The organism is Streptomyces iconiensis (genome assembly GCF_028657195.3).
In the GTDB taxonomy this organism is placed as follows: domain Bacteria; phylum Actinomycetota; class Actinomycetes; order Streptomycetales; family Streptomycetaceae; genus Streptomyces; species Streptomyces iconiensis.
The window spans coordinates 19637-35973 of record NZ_JANCPR020000044.1; the positions used below are offsets into that span (position 1 = coordinate 19637).

The following is a 16337-nucleotide window of genomic DNA, read 5'->3' on the forward strand; positions in this document are numbered from 1 at the left end:
CCCGAGACCGCCGTGCGGTGCGCGGCGTACGTAAAGTGCCGTACAGGGAAGGTCCGTACGGTCGGTGGGGTTCGGGGAGGGACATCACGATGTCGGCAGGTATGTCCGCATGGGTACGGCGGGGCCTGGCACGCGAACGCGACGCCAGTGGTGCGCACGGCAGAAGCGCGCACACAGGAGGTGCGCGAAGGGCCGGTTCCGTACCGCGCGGTGCCGCGCTCCTGGCCGCTGCCGCACTGGTGCTCACGGGGTGCACGGACGGCGGCGGGGACCCCGAACGGACCGGCAAGGGGCCAGGTGAGCAATCCAGCGAGGGCGGCCCGGCCGCACCCGGTGGGGGCAAGCTCGCCTGGAAGTCCTGCCCGGGGCCGACCGCGAAGCAGTACCAGGTGCGCACCGCACCGGAGCAGCTGCCCGACGGCACCTCCTGGCAGTGCGCCAAGCTGCGGGTGCCGCTCGACCACGGCAAGCCGGACGGCACGCACATCGACCTCGCCGTCGTCCGCGCACAGGCCGCCAAGAAGGCGCGCTCGCAGGGCAAGCACAAGGGTTCCCTGGTCTTCAACTTCGGTGGCCCCGGAGGCTCCGGCGTCGCCGTGCTGCCGCTGACGGCGCCCAAGAGCTACGAGAAGCTGCGTGAGGGCTACGACCTGGTGAGCTTCGACCCGCGCGGAGTCGGCGAGAGCGCGGGCGTGAAGTGCCGTACGGACAAGCAGGCGGACGCGGATTTCGCCGCCGACACCACCCCGGACAGCCCGGCCGAGGAGAAGGCGCTGCTCGCCCTCCAGAAGGAGTCCGTAGCGAGCTGCGAGAAGCGCGCCGGCAAGGTACTGCCGCATCTGACCACCGAGAACACGGCCCGCGACATGGACCTGCTGCGGGCCGCTCTCGGTGAGGAGCGGCTGAACTACTTCGGCATCTCCTACGGGGCGCAGCTCGGTGGCGTCTACGCGCACCTGTTCCCCGAGCGCGTCGGCCGTACGGTCCTGGACGCGCCGGTCGACCCCACGCTGGGCATGCGTGAGATGGCCGTCCGCCAGACCGCCGGCTTCCAGCACGCGCTGGACAACTACCTCAGGGACTGCGCCGAGAAGCTGCCCCGCTGCCCCATGGGCAAGGACCCCAAGAAGGGTCCTGAGCAGCTGAGCGCACTGCTCAAGAAGATCGACAAGAAACCCCTGTCCACGGCTTCGGGCCGGAAGGTGACCGAGTCGCTGGCGCTGACGGGCATCGGGGCCTCGCTGTACTCGCAGGAGACCTGGATGCCGCTGAGCATGGCCCTCCAGGAGGCCAAGAACGGCAAGGGAGACACCCTGCTCACCCTCGCCGACGCCTACACGGGCAGGGGCGAGGACGGCAAGTACACGAACTCCCAGGAGGCCGGTACAGCGATCAACTGCGCCGACAGCAAGACCCGTTACACGCCCCAGGAGGCCAAGAAGTACACATCCGACTTCCGCGCGGCCTCGCCGGTCTTCGGGCCCTCCCAGGTGTGGGGACTGGCCATGTGCGACGGCTGGCCGGTACGGGGCAGCAGCGACAGGGTCGAGGTCGGCACGGAGAGCGACGCGCCGATCGTCGTGCTGGGTAACACGGGCGACCCCGCGACGCCGTACGCCGGTGCGCGCAAGATGACCGACGCGATCGGCGGCGGCGCACGCCTGGTGACCTACAAGGGCGAGGGCCACAGCTCCTACGACGCGGGTGACACCTGCGTGAAGGCCGCCGTCGACGGCTTTCTCCTGGACGGCAAGGCACCCAGGGGCGGCACTGTCTGCCCCTGACCGGGCCGCCTGTGGTGCGCGAGAACGCCGAAGGCCCGTACGCGTGGTGCGTACGGGCCTTCGTTCCGGGTCGCGTGCGACCACGTGTGCGCCTGTGCCGGTCGCGGGCCCGCGCCGGTGGCGGGCTGCCGCGCCGGTGGACGGGCTCGGGTCAGTAGACGGGCTTGTCGGGCTCGATCTGGTTGACCCAGCCGATGACCCCGCCGCCGACGTGCACGGCGTCGGAGAACCCCGCGTTCTTCAGCACGGCCAGGACCTCGGCCGAGCGGACGCCCGTCTTGCAGTGCAGGACGATCTTCTTGTCCTGCGGCAGGTCCTGGAGCGCGTTGCCCATCAGGAACTCGTTCTTCGGGATGAGCCGCGCGCCGGGGATCGAGACGATCTCGTACTCGTTCTGCTCGCGGACGTCGATGACGTCGATGCTCTCGCCCTCGTCCATCCACTCCTTGAGCTGCTTGGGAGTGATGGTGGCCCCGGCCGCGGCCTCCTGCGCCTCGTCGGAGACGACGCCGCAGAACGCCTCGTAGTCGATCAGCTCGGTGACCGTCGCGTTCGGGCCGCACACCGCGCAGTCGGGGTCCTTGCGGACCTTGACCTGGCGGTAGGTCATCTCCAGCGCGTCGTAAATCATCAGACGCCCGACCAGGGGGTCACCGATGCCGGCGAGCAGCTTGATGGCCTCGGTCACCTGGATCGACCCGACGGAGGCGCACAGCACGCCCAGGACGCCGCCCTCGGCGCAGCTCGGCACCATGCCGGGCGGCGGGGGCTCGGGGTACAGGCAGCGGTAGCAGGGGCCGTGCGCGCTCCAGAAGACGCTGGCCTGGCCGTCGAAGCGGTAGATGGAGCCCCATACGTACGGCTTGTCCAGCAGTACGCACGCGTCGTTGACCAAGTAGCGGGTGGCGAAGTTGTCCGTGCCGTCCACGATCAGGTCGTACTGCGCGAAGATCTCCATCACGTTCGAGGAGTCGAGGCGCTCCTCGTGGATGTTGACCTGGGTGAACGGGTTGATCCCGAGCACCGTGTCCTTGGCCGACTCGGCCTTGGGGCGGCCGATGTCCGCCTGGCTGTGGATGATCTGGCGCTGGAGGTTCGACTCGTCGACCTCGTCGAACTCCACGATGCCGAGCGTCCCGACGCCGGCCGCCGCCATGTACATCAGCGCCGGCGACCCGAGCCCGCCGGCGCCCACACAGAGCACCTTCGCGTTCTTCAGGCGCTTCTGTCCGTCCATCCCGACGTCCGGGATGATCAGGTGGCGCGAGTACCTGCGGACCTCGTCGACGGTGAGCTCGTCGGCTGGCTCGACCAGGGGTGGCAGTGACACGGGGACTCCGTTGGTCGGTGGGACGTACGGGGAACCACCCGCGCGGGGGCGGGTTTTCCTCTCGTAACACTGCCACGCCCGATCTCATTCCGAGACACCTGGTCCAACGCGCGAGACGAGTTCGTCCCAGTAGCCGGGCAGCGCGTCCCAGGGCTCCTGACCTCGGCACCGTGTCCTGTCCGTGAAGCAGACCGTGCCGGCGCCCTGCCAGCGGGCGATCCGCAGCGCCTCTTCCAGGTGGGTGCGGGGCAGCGAGTGCACCAAGTGGCAGAAGCGCTCGGGTGGATGGCCCGCCGTCCACTCCTCCGCCTGCGACCAGCGGTAGTCGGCCCAGCTCCCGGAGAACGTGACCAGCTGGTCGCCGCACTCCGCGTACCCCTCGTGGGGATGCGTCCCATGGGACAGAACGATGTGTCCCGCCTCACACAGGGCACGCAGGGTGGTCACCGCGCGGCTGGTCTCCGGAAGCAGCGCACTGCTGGAGGGGCACCGCGACACGTAGAAGCCGTCCACGCGGTACCACTCCAGGAAGCGGTGCGCCTCGGAGACCAGGTCGCCGAGCGTCCGCGCACCGTCCCGCATGTCGAGATGCCCGAGTACGGCGACCCCGGAGGCGCGCAGTGCGCAGGCGGCGGGCGCGCAGTACGGGTCGGGGCGCGAACCGGGCCCGCCTGCGATGTCGAGCACGGCCCACCGCAGTGGTCCCGTACGCCCCCTGGGGCCGGGGAGCGCACCGAGGCCGGGCCGGGCCAGCTCGCCCCACTCCATGGGCGCCAGCATCGGGTGGGCACAGCCGGGAACGCCCAGCGTCAGGCGCTCTCTTCGCCCTCCGGCGGCGCCGCCCAGCGGCGGCGCTTCACCCGGCGTCGTCAGATACGGCACGCCGCCTCCATCCAGATGTCGGCCAGCGACTCCTCCAGCCCGATGCGGGGCCGCCAGCCCAGCCGGTCACGTGCCGTACGCACGTCTGCCTGCTGCCAGCTCCCGCAGCCGTCCGGGTACGGGTAGGCGCCCGGCGGAGGCACGTGCTGCGCGTGCGCCTGCGCGGGTACGACCGGCGCGTTCCCCGGGTTGCCCTCGCCCCCGGCCGGCCCGGCGGTGCCCGTACCGTGCTCGTGCACGGCGCCGGTGTACCCGGCGACGCGTGCGAGCAGCGAGGCGGCGTCGCGCAGCCTTACGGCACGGCCTGTGCCGATGTTGACGACCCCTTGCGCCGCTGAGAGCGAGGCGGCGTGCACGGCGCGGGCGATGTCCCGTACGTCCACGAAGTCCCGCTGCACGCCCAGACCGCTGAGCTTCAGCTCACCGTCCCCCTGCTGCATCGTGCGCCGCATCGCCTCGGCCAGCCTCCCCAGGGGCGAACCCGCGGGTGTGCCGGGCCCGATGGGCGAGAAGACGCGCAGCACGACGGCGTCCAGGCCCGAGGCGAGAACCAGCTCGGTCCCCGCCAGCTTGCTCACGCCGTACGGTCCTCCGGGGCGCGGCACGGCGTCCTCACCCGTGGAGGAGCCGGACTGGGAGGGGCCGTACTCGGCGGCGCAGCCCAGGTGCACCAGCCGGGCGCCGCACCCGCTGCGGCGCAGCGACTCACAGACCGTGGCGGTCGCCACGGCGTTGTGCCGGATCAGCTCGCGCCCGCCGCCCCTGGTGGCACCCGCGCAGTTGACGACGACGCCCGGGTGCACGGCGTCCAGGAAGCGCGTCAGCGCCCCCGGGCTGCCGGTGGACAGGTCGAACCGTACGTCCGCCTCGTCGCTCCTGCCGAGCGCGGTGAGCTGGACGGCGGGGTCGGCCAGCAGCCGGTCGGCGACGAAACGGCCGAGGTAGCCGGTGGCTCCCAGCAGCAGCACTCTCATCGTGTGCCCTCCTGGTCTCCGGCCGGGCCAGGCCGCCGGTCTTCTGGGCCGGTCAGCGACCGGGTGTTTCGGGGTCCCAACTGCGCGCTGGTCATGCGGTCTTGCTCCTTGTCGGTGTCACACGGGCGGTGGTGTCGTCCCGTGCCGGAACGGTGAACGGAGGGCGGGGCCGCTGTCACGTGGGCGCCGCCTCCCGGTGGTGTGCGGAGGCGCGGGTCAGCGCCGTGCAGGCGTACGCCAGGAGGCCGAGTGCGGCGCACCCGCAGGCGACGAGGGGGACGGCCGGGGTGCCCAGTAGTGCGACGCCGCGCTCCACGGGGCGGCCCAGCACGTCGAGCCCCGGCAGCCGCGCGGCGAGCACGCACATGAGGGCCCCGGCCTCCCCTGCGCACGCGGTGGCGAGCCCGGCGGAGGCCACGCCGCCGAACCCGTGCGCCGTCAGCAGCAGCGCGGCGAACAGCAGCAGGGCCAGGCATGTGGTGGCGGCGGAAGCGGTCGGTGCGGGGCCGCCGACGGCACCGGACCGCCCGAGCGCGCGGGTGCACGCCTCTACGGCCCACTGGAGCGCGAGGAGGAACCCGGCGAAGAGCGCGACGGCTGCGGCCAGCAGTGGCCGTACCGCGGCGGCGAACTCCTCCAGGCTGCGGCTGCCCGTGAGCCCGCGCAGCGCGGCGTGGGAGAAGCCGCGCGCGCACCAGAGGGCGGGTGCGAAGGCCAGGGCGAGAGTGAGCGGGACACCGTGCGGGAGCGCGACCGGTGTGGCCGACGGGATGTCGGGCCCTCCTCCGAGCAGTTCGCCGAGCAGCCAGTCACCGAACAGTGCGTAGGCGAACAGCCAACACGCGCACAGCACAAGGGGCTTCGGAAGCGGCAGCGCGCGCAGTGCCATACGTACGCCGGCGCACACCGCGACGGCTCCCACAGCAGCGACCGCGAACCGCGCGTAAGAAGGCGTGTCCCGCACCAGCGCGAGCACACCGAGCGTGGACCCGCACAGCGCACCGGGCAGCAGCGGCAGCAGCGCTGCCGGGGCGGGGCGGGGGCGGTGCCCGAGGGCCACGGCGCGGGGCTTCTCAGCGGCGGCCACTTGGCCGCCGTCAGCCGTGAGGGTCACGCCGCCCACGGCGCCGGGGCCGGTGTGCGGCACCCGCGCGTACAGCTCCTCGGCCAGCGAGAAGACGTCACGGTGCTTGAACCGCGCCGCCGTACGGTCGGTGACGCCCCGTGCCTCCAGTACCGCCGCGATCTCCAGGGGATCGACGGCACGCTCGCACAACTCCCGGTGCTGGTACAGCAGTTCGCACACGGGGTCGGCCGGCCCATGGTGAGCGGTCACCGCGCCTCGGCCTCCCCCATGTCGGCACCCACGGTGACGGACGCGCTCTCCTCGTCCCCCGCGCCCTCATGGCGCCCCGCGGACTCATGTCCCCCCACGACCCCGTGGCGCCCCGCGGACCCGGAGCGCCGGGGCCCGGCCTCGGAGTCCCGTCCGGCTCCGCCGCCCGAGCCACCTGACGGGCTCCCCGACGCGTCTCCGGGTACGGGCTCTGTGGTGCGCCCGGCGGGACGCCCGGCTGGGGCGCCGTCACTGGCGCGCTCGGGCGTGGCCCAGCTCGGCACCGGCGGGAGCGCGCCGCCGTGCGCATCTGCGGGGGTACGGGGCGGCCTCGTACCGGTGCCGGCACGGCGTCCGCCCGTGGCCACCGCCGCGACCCTCCGCGCCGTGCCCGCCCAGCGGCCGGGCACGTGCGCTTCTGCGGGGCACGCGAACGGGAGCGAGGCGTCCTCACCTCCGGGGGCGGCCACGGCGCCCCCGGCTCCCCCGTCCGCGCGCACGGACCGGTGCGACATCAGCTCCAGGTAGATGCCGCGGAAAGCCTCGGTGTTCTGCTCCACCGTGAACAGCTCCAGCGCACGTGAGCGTGCGGCAGCACCCAGCAGCGCGCAGCGCGCGGGATCCCGCAGCAGCGCCACGCAGGCGTCGGCCAGCGCCCTCGGGTTGCGGGGCGGAACGACGAGCCCCGTACCGCCGATCACCTCGCACACAGCGCCCACATCCGTGGAGACGGTGGCGCGACCGCAGAACATCGCCTCCACGAGCGGGACGGGAAAGCCCTCCACGACACTCGACAGCACCACGACCTCACCCGATCCGTAGGCTTCGGCGAGCGTGGGGGCCGCCGGGGAGCCCAACTCCTCGAAGGAGACCGGGCCTTGCCCACCGGACAGCGCGTCACTGGCCGCGCAGGGGAACATCCGCGCGGCCAGTGCCCGGCAGTGCGCGCCGTAGTCGGCCGCGCCTCCCGGCCCCTCGGCGGCGGCACCCGCCCCCGTCTCGACGATCCGCAGCCTCGCCTCCGGCACCGCCTCACGGACCCGCGCGAAGGCGTGCAGGAGGGCGACCAGATCCTTCGAGGGCTCGCCGCGGCCCACCCACACCAGCGTCGGAGCCGCGCTGCGCCAGGGACCGCCGCTGGGCCCGGCGGGCGCGGCCCGTTCACCGACGGCCTCGAACGGGGCGGCGTCCATGCCCGGATAGACGGTGCGCAGCCGCCCGGGGTGCGCACCGCAGCGCTCCTGCCAGCGCCGCGCGTGCGCGTTGCCCGGAGTGATCAACTGGGCCTGTGCGTACGCCTCGCGGGTCAGCCTGCCCTGGAAGGAGGCGAGCAGCGCGCGTACGGGCGCCCCGGCGCTCCTGGGGGCCACGGCACCCGCCGCGCTCGCGAGATAGTGCTCGCGCAGCCGTACTCCGTACTCGGTGATCAGCAGCGGTACGCCGTAGGCACGCGCGGCCAGCAGCCCGGGCAGCGCGGCGAGGCCGCCCCCGACGGCGTGGCACAGATCTGCGGCCGACAGCCCGGGGTCCTCGCCCCGCGCCCCGTACCAGTCGAGGGAGAGCGGGCGCAGGGCTCGCTCCAGCCGTTCGGTGACCGCGAGCAGGTCGGCGACCTGCGCGGCGTGGGCGGCACGGAGCGCACCGGGCGCGCGGCAGGCTGACTCCAGGATGCGCACGGCGAATTCGGAACGGAGCGCCGGGGCGAGCCCACCCCGCTCGGAAGCCAGCTCAGCGAGTCCGTACAGCCCTGCGGCGAAACGGTCCGCCTGCGCCGTGCTCTGCCGTACGCCCGCCTCCTCGGCGGCCGGGCCCTCGCCGCCGTCCTCCGCCTCGCCGGCACAGACGGCCTCGGCGAGCGCCGTGAAGTGCTCGGCGAAGCGCCGCCGTTCACGCCGCCCGTACGAGACGGCGCCGCCGTCGCTCCCCGGGCCCGGTCCAGGACCGGGGCCCCACAGCGGCGCGGTGCGTACGCGGACGACGTTGCGGGGCAGTTCACGCCAGCCCGCGGCCTCCTGGCGGGGCCCGCGGCTCAGTGCGTAGACCCCGAACTCATGGCCCTCCAGCCCGCGCAGCAGGCGGTCGCACCACAGCGCGGACTCACCCCGCGCGTAGGGGAAACCACCCTCCGTAAGCAGTGCGACGCGCACGCGCGCACCCCCGATCGCTCCTCGTGGCAGGCCACCGGCGGTTGGTCGCGGCGCGGTGGCGGGACGCGGAAGACGCTATGCGCGAGCCCCACCCGCGTGATGGACGGTTGTCCGTCGCGCCATCAGAAGGGGTGAACAGCCGTGACTTTCCGCACGCTCACGCGTTGGCGGGCGCCCGGACGGGACACCGGGAGCCTCAACCGCGCGGGAACGGCCAGGCGTTGGTGCGGCAGATGTCGTTGCCCGTCGTCAGGGTCTTGGTCTGCTGCATCATGACCGGCGCGATGGCGCCGTTGGCGGGGCAGCCGACATGGCCCTTGCCGAGCCGGTGTCCGACTTCATGGTTGATGAGCATCTGCCGGTAGGCGTACATGTGCCCGGGACCGTAGGTCTTCGCGCCGCGCGCCCACCGGTAGGCGTTGATCATGACGCGCTCGGTGGTGGCCGAGTCGCAGGAAACCTTCTCCTGACTGGTGTCCAGCCCTGACTTCGCACACCACACGTCGGTCGTACCGGGGCTGGCCAGCGTGATCACGAAGTCGGCCTTGCCCGAGGAGACCCGCTCGAAGCTGCGCTCACCGCCGTGTGCCCAACTGCGCTTGTCGTTCAGCGTCTTGTGCACCGCCTGTGCGAACAGCCCGCCTTCCAGGGGGAGGTCCTTCTCGACATCCACCTTGTAGCGCACGGTTTCGCCGCCGCGCGGGCCGTTGGCATGGCCGCCGACGGTGGTGAAGCCGCCGGGTCCCTTGAAGTCGGCCGCCAGTGGATAGCTCTTGGTCATCTTCTCCTCGTAGGGCAGCGGTTTGTCGCCCCGCGCCGCCTTCTCCGGAGTCGAGGGCCGTGCGGCCGGCCGGCTGTTCTGGTCGGCCGCCGCGCGCTGTCCCGTCTTCAGCCCGTGGTCGCCCTCCGCGCTCTTCTCGCCGCCGGTCACCTGCCCCGCGATGAGGAACGCCAGTACGGTCGTGACAGCCGCCGCGGCGACACCTGTGAACGTCCGCCCCTTGCCGCCCTTACCCCTGGGCGGCGGAATCGGGGCGAGCGGCGCCAGCGGCTCGTCCCCGGGCGGCTCGCCCTGACCGGCCCCCGTACCCGGCACCTCGGGCGCCGGGCCCTCCGGCACACCGGTCTGCCGCTGCTCCCCCGCGCCCTCGGATCCCTGGCCCGTACGGGGCCCCTGCCCCTGCGCGGCCTGGCGCTGCCCCGGCATCTCGGGGTGCGCGGGCTGCGCGGGGTGCGGCCCGGCCCCGGGCGCGCGCACCGCACCGGGCGCACCGGCGGCGAACACGTCCTCCCCGAAGGCGTCCAGGTACTCCTGCCGGGGCCCGCGCCCGCGACGCTGCCCTGGTGCTGGTCCCTGCGGCTGCCGGCCCGGCTGGGGCGCCTGGCGCTGTCCCGGCGCGGAACCCTGACCCTGCTGCCCCTGCTGACCGGGCACTCCGGGCCCCTGGCCCTGCTGGCCGGGTACGGGCCCCTGGCGCCTGCCGCCGCGTCCGCCGCGCGGCGCGGGGTAGCCGCCGCCCGTCTCGGGCTGCTGCGGATGGCCGCCGCGCGCCGGGGTCACCTGAGGCACCCCGCCTGCCGGTGTCGGGCCGCCGTACACCGGCGAACCGTGCGCGGGCGTCACGGGCCCGCCCACGTGGGGCGTGCCCTGGGGCGGTGTTCCGGGCCCTCCCCCGGGGCCTGCCGCGCGGGGCACGCCGTGCGCCGGGGTGCCGTAGGCGGGCACACCGTGCGCGGGCGTCCCCGCGGGCCACTGGCGTTCCCTGGACTGCCCGGGCGGTCCTGAGGGTGCCGGAGGCATGGCCCGGGGAGAGGCGCCCTCGGACCCCGCGGGTATCCCGGAGGTGTCCTCGGCGTCGGCGATGTCGGCCTTGCCTCTACGGCTGTGGCGTCCCACTAGTCACCTTTCGGGTTTGCCGGAGTCGGCTCGGCAGGGTCTCGGTCGCCCGTGCGCCGCGTCAACCGAGCGGTGTCGTCCATCAGTTCACGCACCGCGCCCGCCACGATCTCGGGGTACTCCATCATCGCGACGTGCCCGGCGTCCGGCAGCACGAGCACCCGCGAGTCACGGAAGGCCGCGGAAGCGCGCCGCAGCATCCGGAACGCGACCAGTTGGTCACGCCCGCCGTAGACCAGGAGGGTCGGTGCCAGCACCCGCTCGGCCTGCCGCCACAGCGCGTGCTGCCCGCCCAGCGTGTACGCGTCCACGATCCCACGGGTGGAGCGGACCATCGCGTCCCAGAAGTAGGGCAGCTCCAGCCTGCGCGCGTATTCCTCCGCAGCGGCGGCGAAGTCCTCGGGGGAGACCCGCGCCGGATCCCCGTAACAGAGGCCCAGCACACCGCCCGTACGCCGCTCGGCCGGCCAGTCCCTCGTCAGCCTGTCGAACAGCCCGGCCACACCCGGTACCGCGAGCAGCGCCGTGGGCAAGGCCGTGCGCTGCGGCGGGATCTCGGGGAGCGCGGGCGAGACGAGCGTCAACGTCCGCACGAGGTCGGGCCGTACGGCGGCGACGCGGGTGGTCACCGCGCCGCCGAGGGAGTTGCCCACGAGGTGCACGGGGCCTCGCCCGCTCGCGTCGAGGTAACGGATCACCGCGCGGGCGTGCCCCGACACCGAGTAGTCACCGTCGTCGGGCGGCGGGGAGTCACCGAAGCCGGGCAGGTCGAGTGCCTCGCCGTCCACCTCGTCAGCGAGCTCGCGCATCAGCGCCGTCCAGTTCAGCGAGGAACCGCCCAGACCGTGAACGTACAGCGCGGGAGCACGGGTGTCCCTGCCCTCGCCCGAGCGCTCTCCCCGCGCGCCCCGCACGGCCACCGTCAGACCGGGCAGCGGCACCATACGGAGCGTCTCCCCCTTGCCGACCCGCGAGCCGCAAGGGGGAACGGAGGCGGCGGAACGGGGATGGGCGGTACGGGTTCCCGGCTCCTGGGTGGGGGACATGGGGCAATGTTACGAGACGATCACATGTGCCCTCACGTGTTCACCGTCACAGACGGAAACACACGGATTCACGGCGGAAGCACAGAGCCTGCGCCGTGCGTTCCCTGGGACGGGGACGCCTGTGGCGTGCGCCCCCGGACAGTGGCTCCTAGTCTCGAATGAAGGGCGCCCGCCCTGGAAAGGGGAGCTGGCATGCCTGTGGATCCGACAGACCCCGAAACCTTCGAAGACGTCTACGAGGAAGAACCGGAGGGCCCGGACGACCCCGAGGCCCCCGAGGCGGACGCCGCAGAACAGCAGGCGGAACTGCTGCGGCAGCGGGACGCTCCCCTGACCGAGCCCGCTTCGCAGGAGGTCGACCCCGCCGATGCGGCGGAGCAGGCACGGGTGGTCGAGGAAAACGAGGACGATTACCGATAAAGCGCCCGGCCATGGGGGCCGCGCGTGAAATTCTCCGCCCGTGACCCACACACTCCTGTTACCGAAAAGTACGATGGCGGGCGCAGCGCAGTTCGCGCTCAGAAAATTCAGGGAGGCGGCGTGACAGCCATCGAGCAGACCGAAGCGCGCCCGCGTGGCACGCGTCTGCCCCGTCGGGCTCGACGCAACCAACTGCTGGGCGCTGCTCAGGAGGTCTTTGTCGCGCAGGGTTACCACGCGGCGGCCATGGACGACATCGCCGATCGCGCCGGGGTCAGCAAACCGGTGCTCTACCAGCACTTTCCTGGCAAGCTCGACCTCTACCTCGCGCTACTCGACCAGCACTGTGACGCGCTGCTCCAGGCCGTGCGCGCCGCCCTGGCCTCCACGACGGACAACAAGCAGCGGGTCGCGGCCACCATGGACGCCTACTTCGGCTTCGTCGAGGACGAGGGCGGTGCCTTCCGGCTGGTCTTCGAGTCGGACCTGACCAACGAGCCCGCCGTGCGCGAACGCGTCGACAAGGTCAGCCTCGACTGCGCCGACGCGGTCAGCGAGGTCATCTCCGAGGACACCAAGCTGCCCCGCGAGCAGGCGATGCTCCTCGCCGTCGGGCTGTGCGGCATGGCACAGATCACCGCGCGCTACTGGCTCGGCGCCGGGCAGAAGATCCCGCGTGACACGGCGTCCAAGCTGATCTCTTCCCTCTCCTGGCGCGGTATCGCCGGTTTCCCGATCCAGTAGCTTCCTGGCCTGCGCCTCGCGGTGTTCGCTGCCGGCGTGCAACCACGCCGCCTCGGGGCGTTCGCTCCGGGCTAGGGTTGCTCCGTACGGCGCGGCTGACCGCGCACCACACCCCAAGGCTTCGCCATGGGGAATTTGGACCGTCGGAGGGACATAGCCGTGGAGGTCAAGATCGGCGTGCAGCACGCGCCTCGCGAGATCGTCATCGAGAGCAAGCAGACTCCTGACGAGGTCGAGAGCGCGGTTTCGGCGGCACTTGGCGGCGGCTCAGAACTGCTCAGCCTGCAGGACGAGCACGGCCGCAGGATCCTGGTCCCGTCGGACCGCATCGCCTACGTCGAGATCGGCGAGACATCAGGACGCAAGGTCGGCTTCGGCGCGATCTGACCGTTCCGCGCCATGTGAAGTGGAAACGGCGGCCCCGGGATTCTTCCCGGGGCCGCCGTTTCAGCGTCCGGCCCCACGGGGAGTACGGGAGCGATCGATACGCACCTCGGTCCCGCACCGTCCACACCCCGGGGAGGTCCCCATGTTCTGGGAGGCACTCGGTTCCGCTGCCCTCGGGCTCGCCCTCGCGTACGCCGTCGACAGGCGCTGCGCCGCGCGGCTCCCCGACCGGCGGCTCGTGCTGGCCACAGGCCCCGTGGCCGCCCTCGTCGGCGGGCTCATCGCCCGTACCGTGCTCGGTCCAGGTCATGTGGTCGTCACGCTGGTCTGCGCGCTCGGTGTGAGCGCCGCGCTGCTCTCGCTGCTGTTCAGGGACGAGGGCCCCGGGCACAGGCAGTGGCGCAAGGACCCGCTGCGTGCCTCCGGCCCCCCGCGCGGCAACGGCGGTTCGGCGGCGGCCGTCAGGCGGCCAGCCCCAGCGCGGCCATCCGCTTCGTATGGGCCTCGGTGATCCGGGAGAACATCCTGCCGACCTCGGCCAGATCGAATCCGTCGGCGACCCCGCCCACCAGCATCGTGGAGAGCGCGTCCCGCTCGGCGACCACCCGCTGCGCCTGGGAGAGCGCCTCCCCCATCAGCCGTCGCGCCCACAGCGCGAGCCGTCCGCCCACGCGCGGATCGGCGTCGATCGCGGCGCGTACCTTCTCGACGGCGAAGCTGGAGTGCCCCGTGTCGTCGAGGACGCTCAGCACCAGGCCCCTGGTGTCCGCGTCCAGCCTGGCGGCGACCTCGCGGTAGAAGTCCGAGGCGATCGAGTCGCCGACGTACGCCTTGATCAGCCCTTCCAGCCAGTCGGAGGGCGCGGTCTGCCGGTGGAACTCGTCCAGGGCGGCGGCAAAGGGCTCCATGGCGGCCGTGGGCTCCGCGTCGATCTCAGCGAGCCGCTCGCGCAGCTTCTCGAAGTGGTGGAACTCGGCCGAGGCCATCGACGCCAGCTCCGCCTTGTCCGAGAGCGAGGGCGCGAGCTTGGCGTCCTCGGCGAGCCGCTCGAAGGCCGCCAGCTCGCCGTACGCGAGCGCGCCGAGCAGGTCGACGACCGCCGCGCGGTACGTCGGCTCGGCGGATGCCTGGTTCCAGTCCTGGGTGGCGATCCCCGTGGGCCGGGGTTCTTCTGCGGATTCGGCGGCGGTCTTGTCAGGCGTCTCCATACCTCGCACGATAGCCCTCGTGGCCTGGTCGGGAAGCCCCCAGCCCTGCTCGGGCACCCGCTTCGGCAGCCTCGCAGAACTCGTACACAACAATCGCCCCGGTACACATGCGCGGATCCGGGGTACAGTGATATTGGGCCTGCCGGACACGCGGGCCTGTGCATGCATGAAAATGCGGATGCCCGGTCGGTGGCCCGATCGGCTCCGACCCGACAGCCTTCTGCCTGACCCGCGCTCCCCGCACGGGTCGCGCTGAGAGGGACCGCTCGCGCGAGAAGGGCGCTTGAGCGAGAGCCAGTGGTCCCGCACCGCCAAGGCGGGCCGATATGACGGCCGCTTCGGTGCGGTACGACCCTCTCCTCGCTCCGCTGGGTTGCCCAGACGCTGCTGCCCACGCTCGCGCGTCACACAGAAGAGGCAAGCATCCTGTCCACCACGTTTCGAGATCTCGGAATTCTCTCCGAGACAGCCGAGGCCCTTGAGGCCGTCGGCATCATGTCCCCCTTTCCGATCCAGGAGATGACGCTTCCCGTCGCCCTCGCGGGCAACGACGTCATCGGCCAGGCGAAGACCGGCACCGGCAAGACGCTGGGCTTCGGGCTGCCGCTCCTGGAGTCGGTCACCGTCCCCGCCGATGTGGAGCTGGGCCGCGCCAAGCCCGAGGAGCTGACCGACGCGCCCCAGGCTCTCGTCGTCGTCCCCACCCGAGAGCTGTGCCAGCAGGTCACCAACGACCTGCTCACCGCGGGCAAGGTCCGTAACGTCCGGGTCCTGTCCATCTACGGCGGCCGTGCCTACGAGCCGCAGGTCGAGGCGCTCAAGAAGGGCGTCGACGTCGTCGTCGGCACCCCCGGCCGGCTGCTCGACCTCGCGGGCCAGAAGAAGCTGCGGCTCTCGGAGATCAGGACGCTCGTCCTGGACGAGGCCGACGAGATGCTCGACCTGGGCTTCCTGCCCGACGTCGAGAAGATCATCCAGCTGCTGCCCGTGCGCCGCCAGACCATGCTGTTCTCGGCGACCATGCCGGGCCAGGTCATCTCCCTCGCACGCCGCTACATGAGCCAGCCCACGCACATCCGCGCCACCGCGCCGGACGACGAGGGCCTGACGGTGGCGAACACCACACAGCACGTCTTCCGCGCGCACTCCATGGACAAGCCCGAGATGGTCGCGCGCATCCTGCAGGCGGACGGCCGCGGCCTGGTCATGGTCTTCTGCCGCACCAAGCGGACGGCGGCCGATGTCGCCGATCAGCTCGCGCGGCGGGGCTTCGCCTCCGGCGCCGTGCACGGTGACCTCGGCCAGGGAGCGCGCGAGCAGGCGCTGCGCGCCTTCCGTAACGGCAAGGTCGACGTGCTGGTGTGCACGGACGTCGCGGCGCGCGGTATCGACGTCGACGGCGTCACGCACGTGATCAACTACCAGACGCCCGAGGACGAGAAGACCTACCTGCACCGCATCGGCCGCACCGGCCGCGCGGGCGCGTACGGAATCGCCGTCACGCTGGTCGACTGGGACGACATCCCGCGCTGGCAGCTGATCAACAAGGCGCTGGATCTGGACTTCAACGATCCGCCGGAGACCTACTCCACCTCGTCGCACTTCTTCGAGGCCATGGGCATCCCGGAGGGCGCCAAGGGCGTTCTGCCGCGTGCCGCGCGTACGCGTGCGGGGCTCGCGGCCGAGGAGGTCGAGGACCTCGGCGAGACCGGCGCCAAGCCGCGCGGCAAGCCGGCAGCGGCAGCGGCGCCCGCCGCCGAGCGCGAGCGCCCCGCACGTTCCCAGCGTGAGCGGCGGCGCACGCGCGGCGGTCTGCGCTCCGAAGACGGTCAGGGCAAGCCGGCCGCTTCCGGTGCCGAGCAGGCGACCGCGACGGCCGAGGCCGGCGAGGAGACTGCCACGCGCAAGCCCCGCAGGCGTCGGCGTACGCGTTCGGGAGCCGCGGCTTCCGAGGCGCCCGCAGCGCGCGAGGCGTCCCCGGAGTCCGGGGCCCAGGCGCCCTCCGCACCGAAGGCCAGGCAGGCCCAGCAGGCGGAGCCGGCGGCTGTTACGGCCCCGGCCGACTCCGCATCGGCTGAGCCCCGTAAGCCCCGGCGCCGCACCAGGTCCCGTGCCGGCGCGGGTGCGGCGGCGAAGCAGTCGCAGGCCCCCGAAGCCTCGGACGGCTGAGCGAGCGGGCTCA

14 protein-coding genes are annotated in these 16337 nt (G+C 72.6%); 6 read left to right on the forward strand and 8 right to left on the reverse strand.

Annotation, left to right across the window (positions count from 1 at the left end; all coding sequences use genetic code 11):
* Positions 1 to 89: 89 nt before the first annotated feature.
* Positions 90 to 1784, forward strand: a complete 1695-nt coding sequence (locus tag NMN56_RS32885; RefSeq protein ID WP_274040812.1) for an alpha/beta hydrolase — start codon at positions 90 to 92, stop codon at positions 1782 to 1784.
* 151 nt (positions 1785 to 1935) lie between these two features.
* Here NMN56_RS32885 and moeZ read toward each other — a convergent pair whose 3' ends face one another.
* From moeZ to NMN56_RS32920, 7 genes are all read right to left on the reverse strand, one after another.
* Positions 1936 to 3114 (reverse strand): adenylyltransferase/sulfurtransferase MoeZ, encoded by a 1179-nt coding sequence (moeZ, locus tag NMN56_RS32890; protein WP_274040813.1) that lies wholly within the window; start codon positions 3112 to 3114, stop codon positions 1936 to 1938.
* A gap of 84 nt (positions 3115 to 3198) precedes the next feature.
* Positions 3199 to 3996, reverse strand: a complete 798-nt coding sequence (locus NMN56_RS32895) for a spherulation-specific family 4 protein (protein ID WP_430542773.1) — start codon at positions 3994 to 3996, stop codon at positions 3199 to 3201.
* Entirely contained in the window at positions 3984 to 4970 is a 987-nt protein-coding gene (locus NMN56_RS32900; RefSeq protein WP_274040814.1) for an NAD-dependent epimerase/dehydratase family protein, read from the reverse strand. The genes NMN56_RS32895 and NMN56_RS32900 overlap by 13 nt, the downstream gene beginning before the upstream one ends.
* Before the next feature lie 175 nt (positions 4971 to 5145).
* Entirely contained in the window at positions 5146 to 6306 is a 1161-nt protein-coding gene (locus NMN56_RS32905) for a hypothetical protein (RefSeq protein ID WP_274040815.1), read from the reverse strand.
* On the reverse strand, positions 6303 to 8453 hold the full coding sequence (locus tag NMN56_RS32910) for a DUF3492 domain-containing protein (RefSeq protein WP_274040816.1): 2151 nt from the start codon (positions 8451 to 8453) through the stop codon (positions 6303 to 6305). The genes NMN56_RS32905 and NMN56_RS32910 overlap by 4 nt, the downstream gene beginning before the upstream one ends.
* A 196-nt stretch (positions 8454 to 8649) precedes the next feature.
* Positions 8650 to 10350, reverse strand: a complete 1701-nt coding sequence (locus NMN56_RS32915; protein WP_274040818.1) for a DUF3152 domain-containing protein — start codon at positions 10348 to 10350, stop codon at positions 8650 to 8652.
* A complete protein-coding gene (locus NMN56_RS32920) occupies positions 10350 to 11396 on the reverse strand; it encodes an alpha/beta fold hydrolase (RefSeq protein WP_274040819.1) in 1047 nt (348 codons plus the stop codon). The genes NMN56_RS32915 and NMN56_RS32920 overlap by 1 nt, the downstream gene beginning before the upstream one ends.
* Before the next feature lie 192 nt (positions 11397 to 11588).
* On the opposite strand from NMN56_RS32920, the gene NMN56_RS32925 reads away from it, so the two are divergent.
* From NMN56_RS32925 to NMN56_RS32940, 4 genes are all read left to right on the forward strand, one after another.
* Positions 11589 to 11816, forward strand: coding sequence for a hypothetical protein (locus NMN56_RS32925; protein ID WP_274040820.1), 228 nt, complete (start codon positions 11589 to 11591; stop codon positions 11814 to 11816).
* Between the two features lie 120 nt (positions 11817 to 11936).
* On the forward strand, positions 11937 to 12560 hold the full coding sequence (locus tag NMN56_RS32930) for a TetR/AcrR family transcriptional regulator (protein ID WP_274040821.1): 624 nt from the start codon (positions 11937 to 11939) through the stop codon (positions 12558 to 12560).
* A gap of 159 nt (positions 12561 to 12719) precedes the next feature.
* Positions 12720 to 12947, forward strand: a complete 228-nt coding sequence (locus tag NMN56_RS32935; protein WP_274040822.1) for a DUF3107 domain-containing protein — start codon at positions 12720 to 12722, stop codon at positions 12945 to 12947.
* Between the two features lie 142 nt (positions 12948 to 13089).
* Positions 13090 to 13458 carry a hypothetical protein gene (locus NMN56_RS32940; RefSeq protein ID WP_274040823.1) on the forward strand — a complete coding sequence of 123 codons (369 nt, stop codon included), beginning with the start codon at positions 13090 to 13092 and terminating at the stop codon, positions 13456 to 13458.
* Here NMN56_RS32940 and NMN56_RS32945 read toward each other — a convergent pair.
* Positions 13409 to 14155 (reverse strand): ferritin-like fold-containing protein, encoded by a 747-nt coding sequence (locus NMN56_RS32945; RefSeq protein ID WP_274040824.1) that lies wholly within the window; start codon positions 14153 to 14155, stop codon positions 13409 to 13411. The two genes, NMN56_RS32940 and NMN56_RS32945, sit on opposite strands and share 50 nt — an antisense overlap.
* Positions 14156 to 14650: 495 nt before the next feature.
* Here NMN56_RS32945 and NMN56_RS32950 point away from each other — a divergent pair, with 495 nt between their 5' ends.
* Complete coding sequence (locus NMN56_RS32950) at positions 14651 to 16324, forward strand: DEAD/DEAH box helicase (protein WP_430542774.1); 1674 nt, start codon at positions 14651 to 14653, stop codon at positions 16322 to 16324.
* Positions 16325 to 16337: the final 13 nt, after the last annotated feature.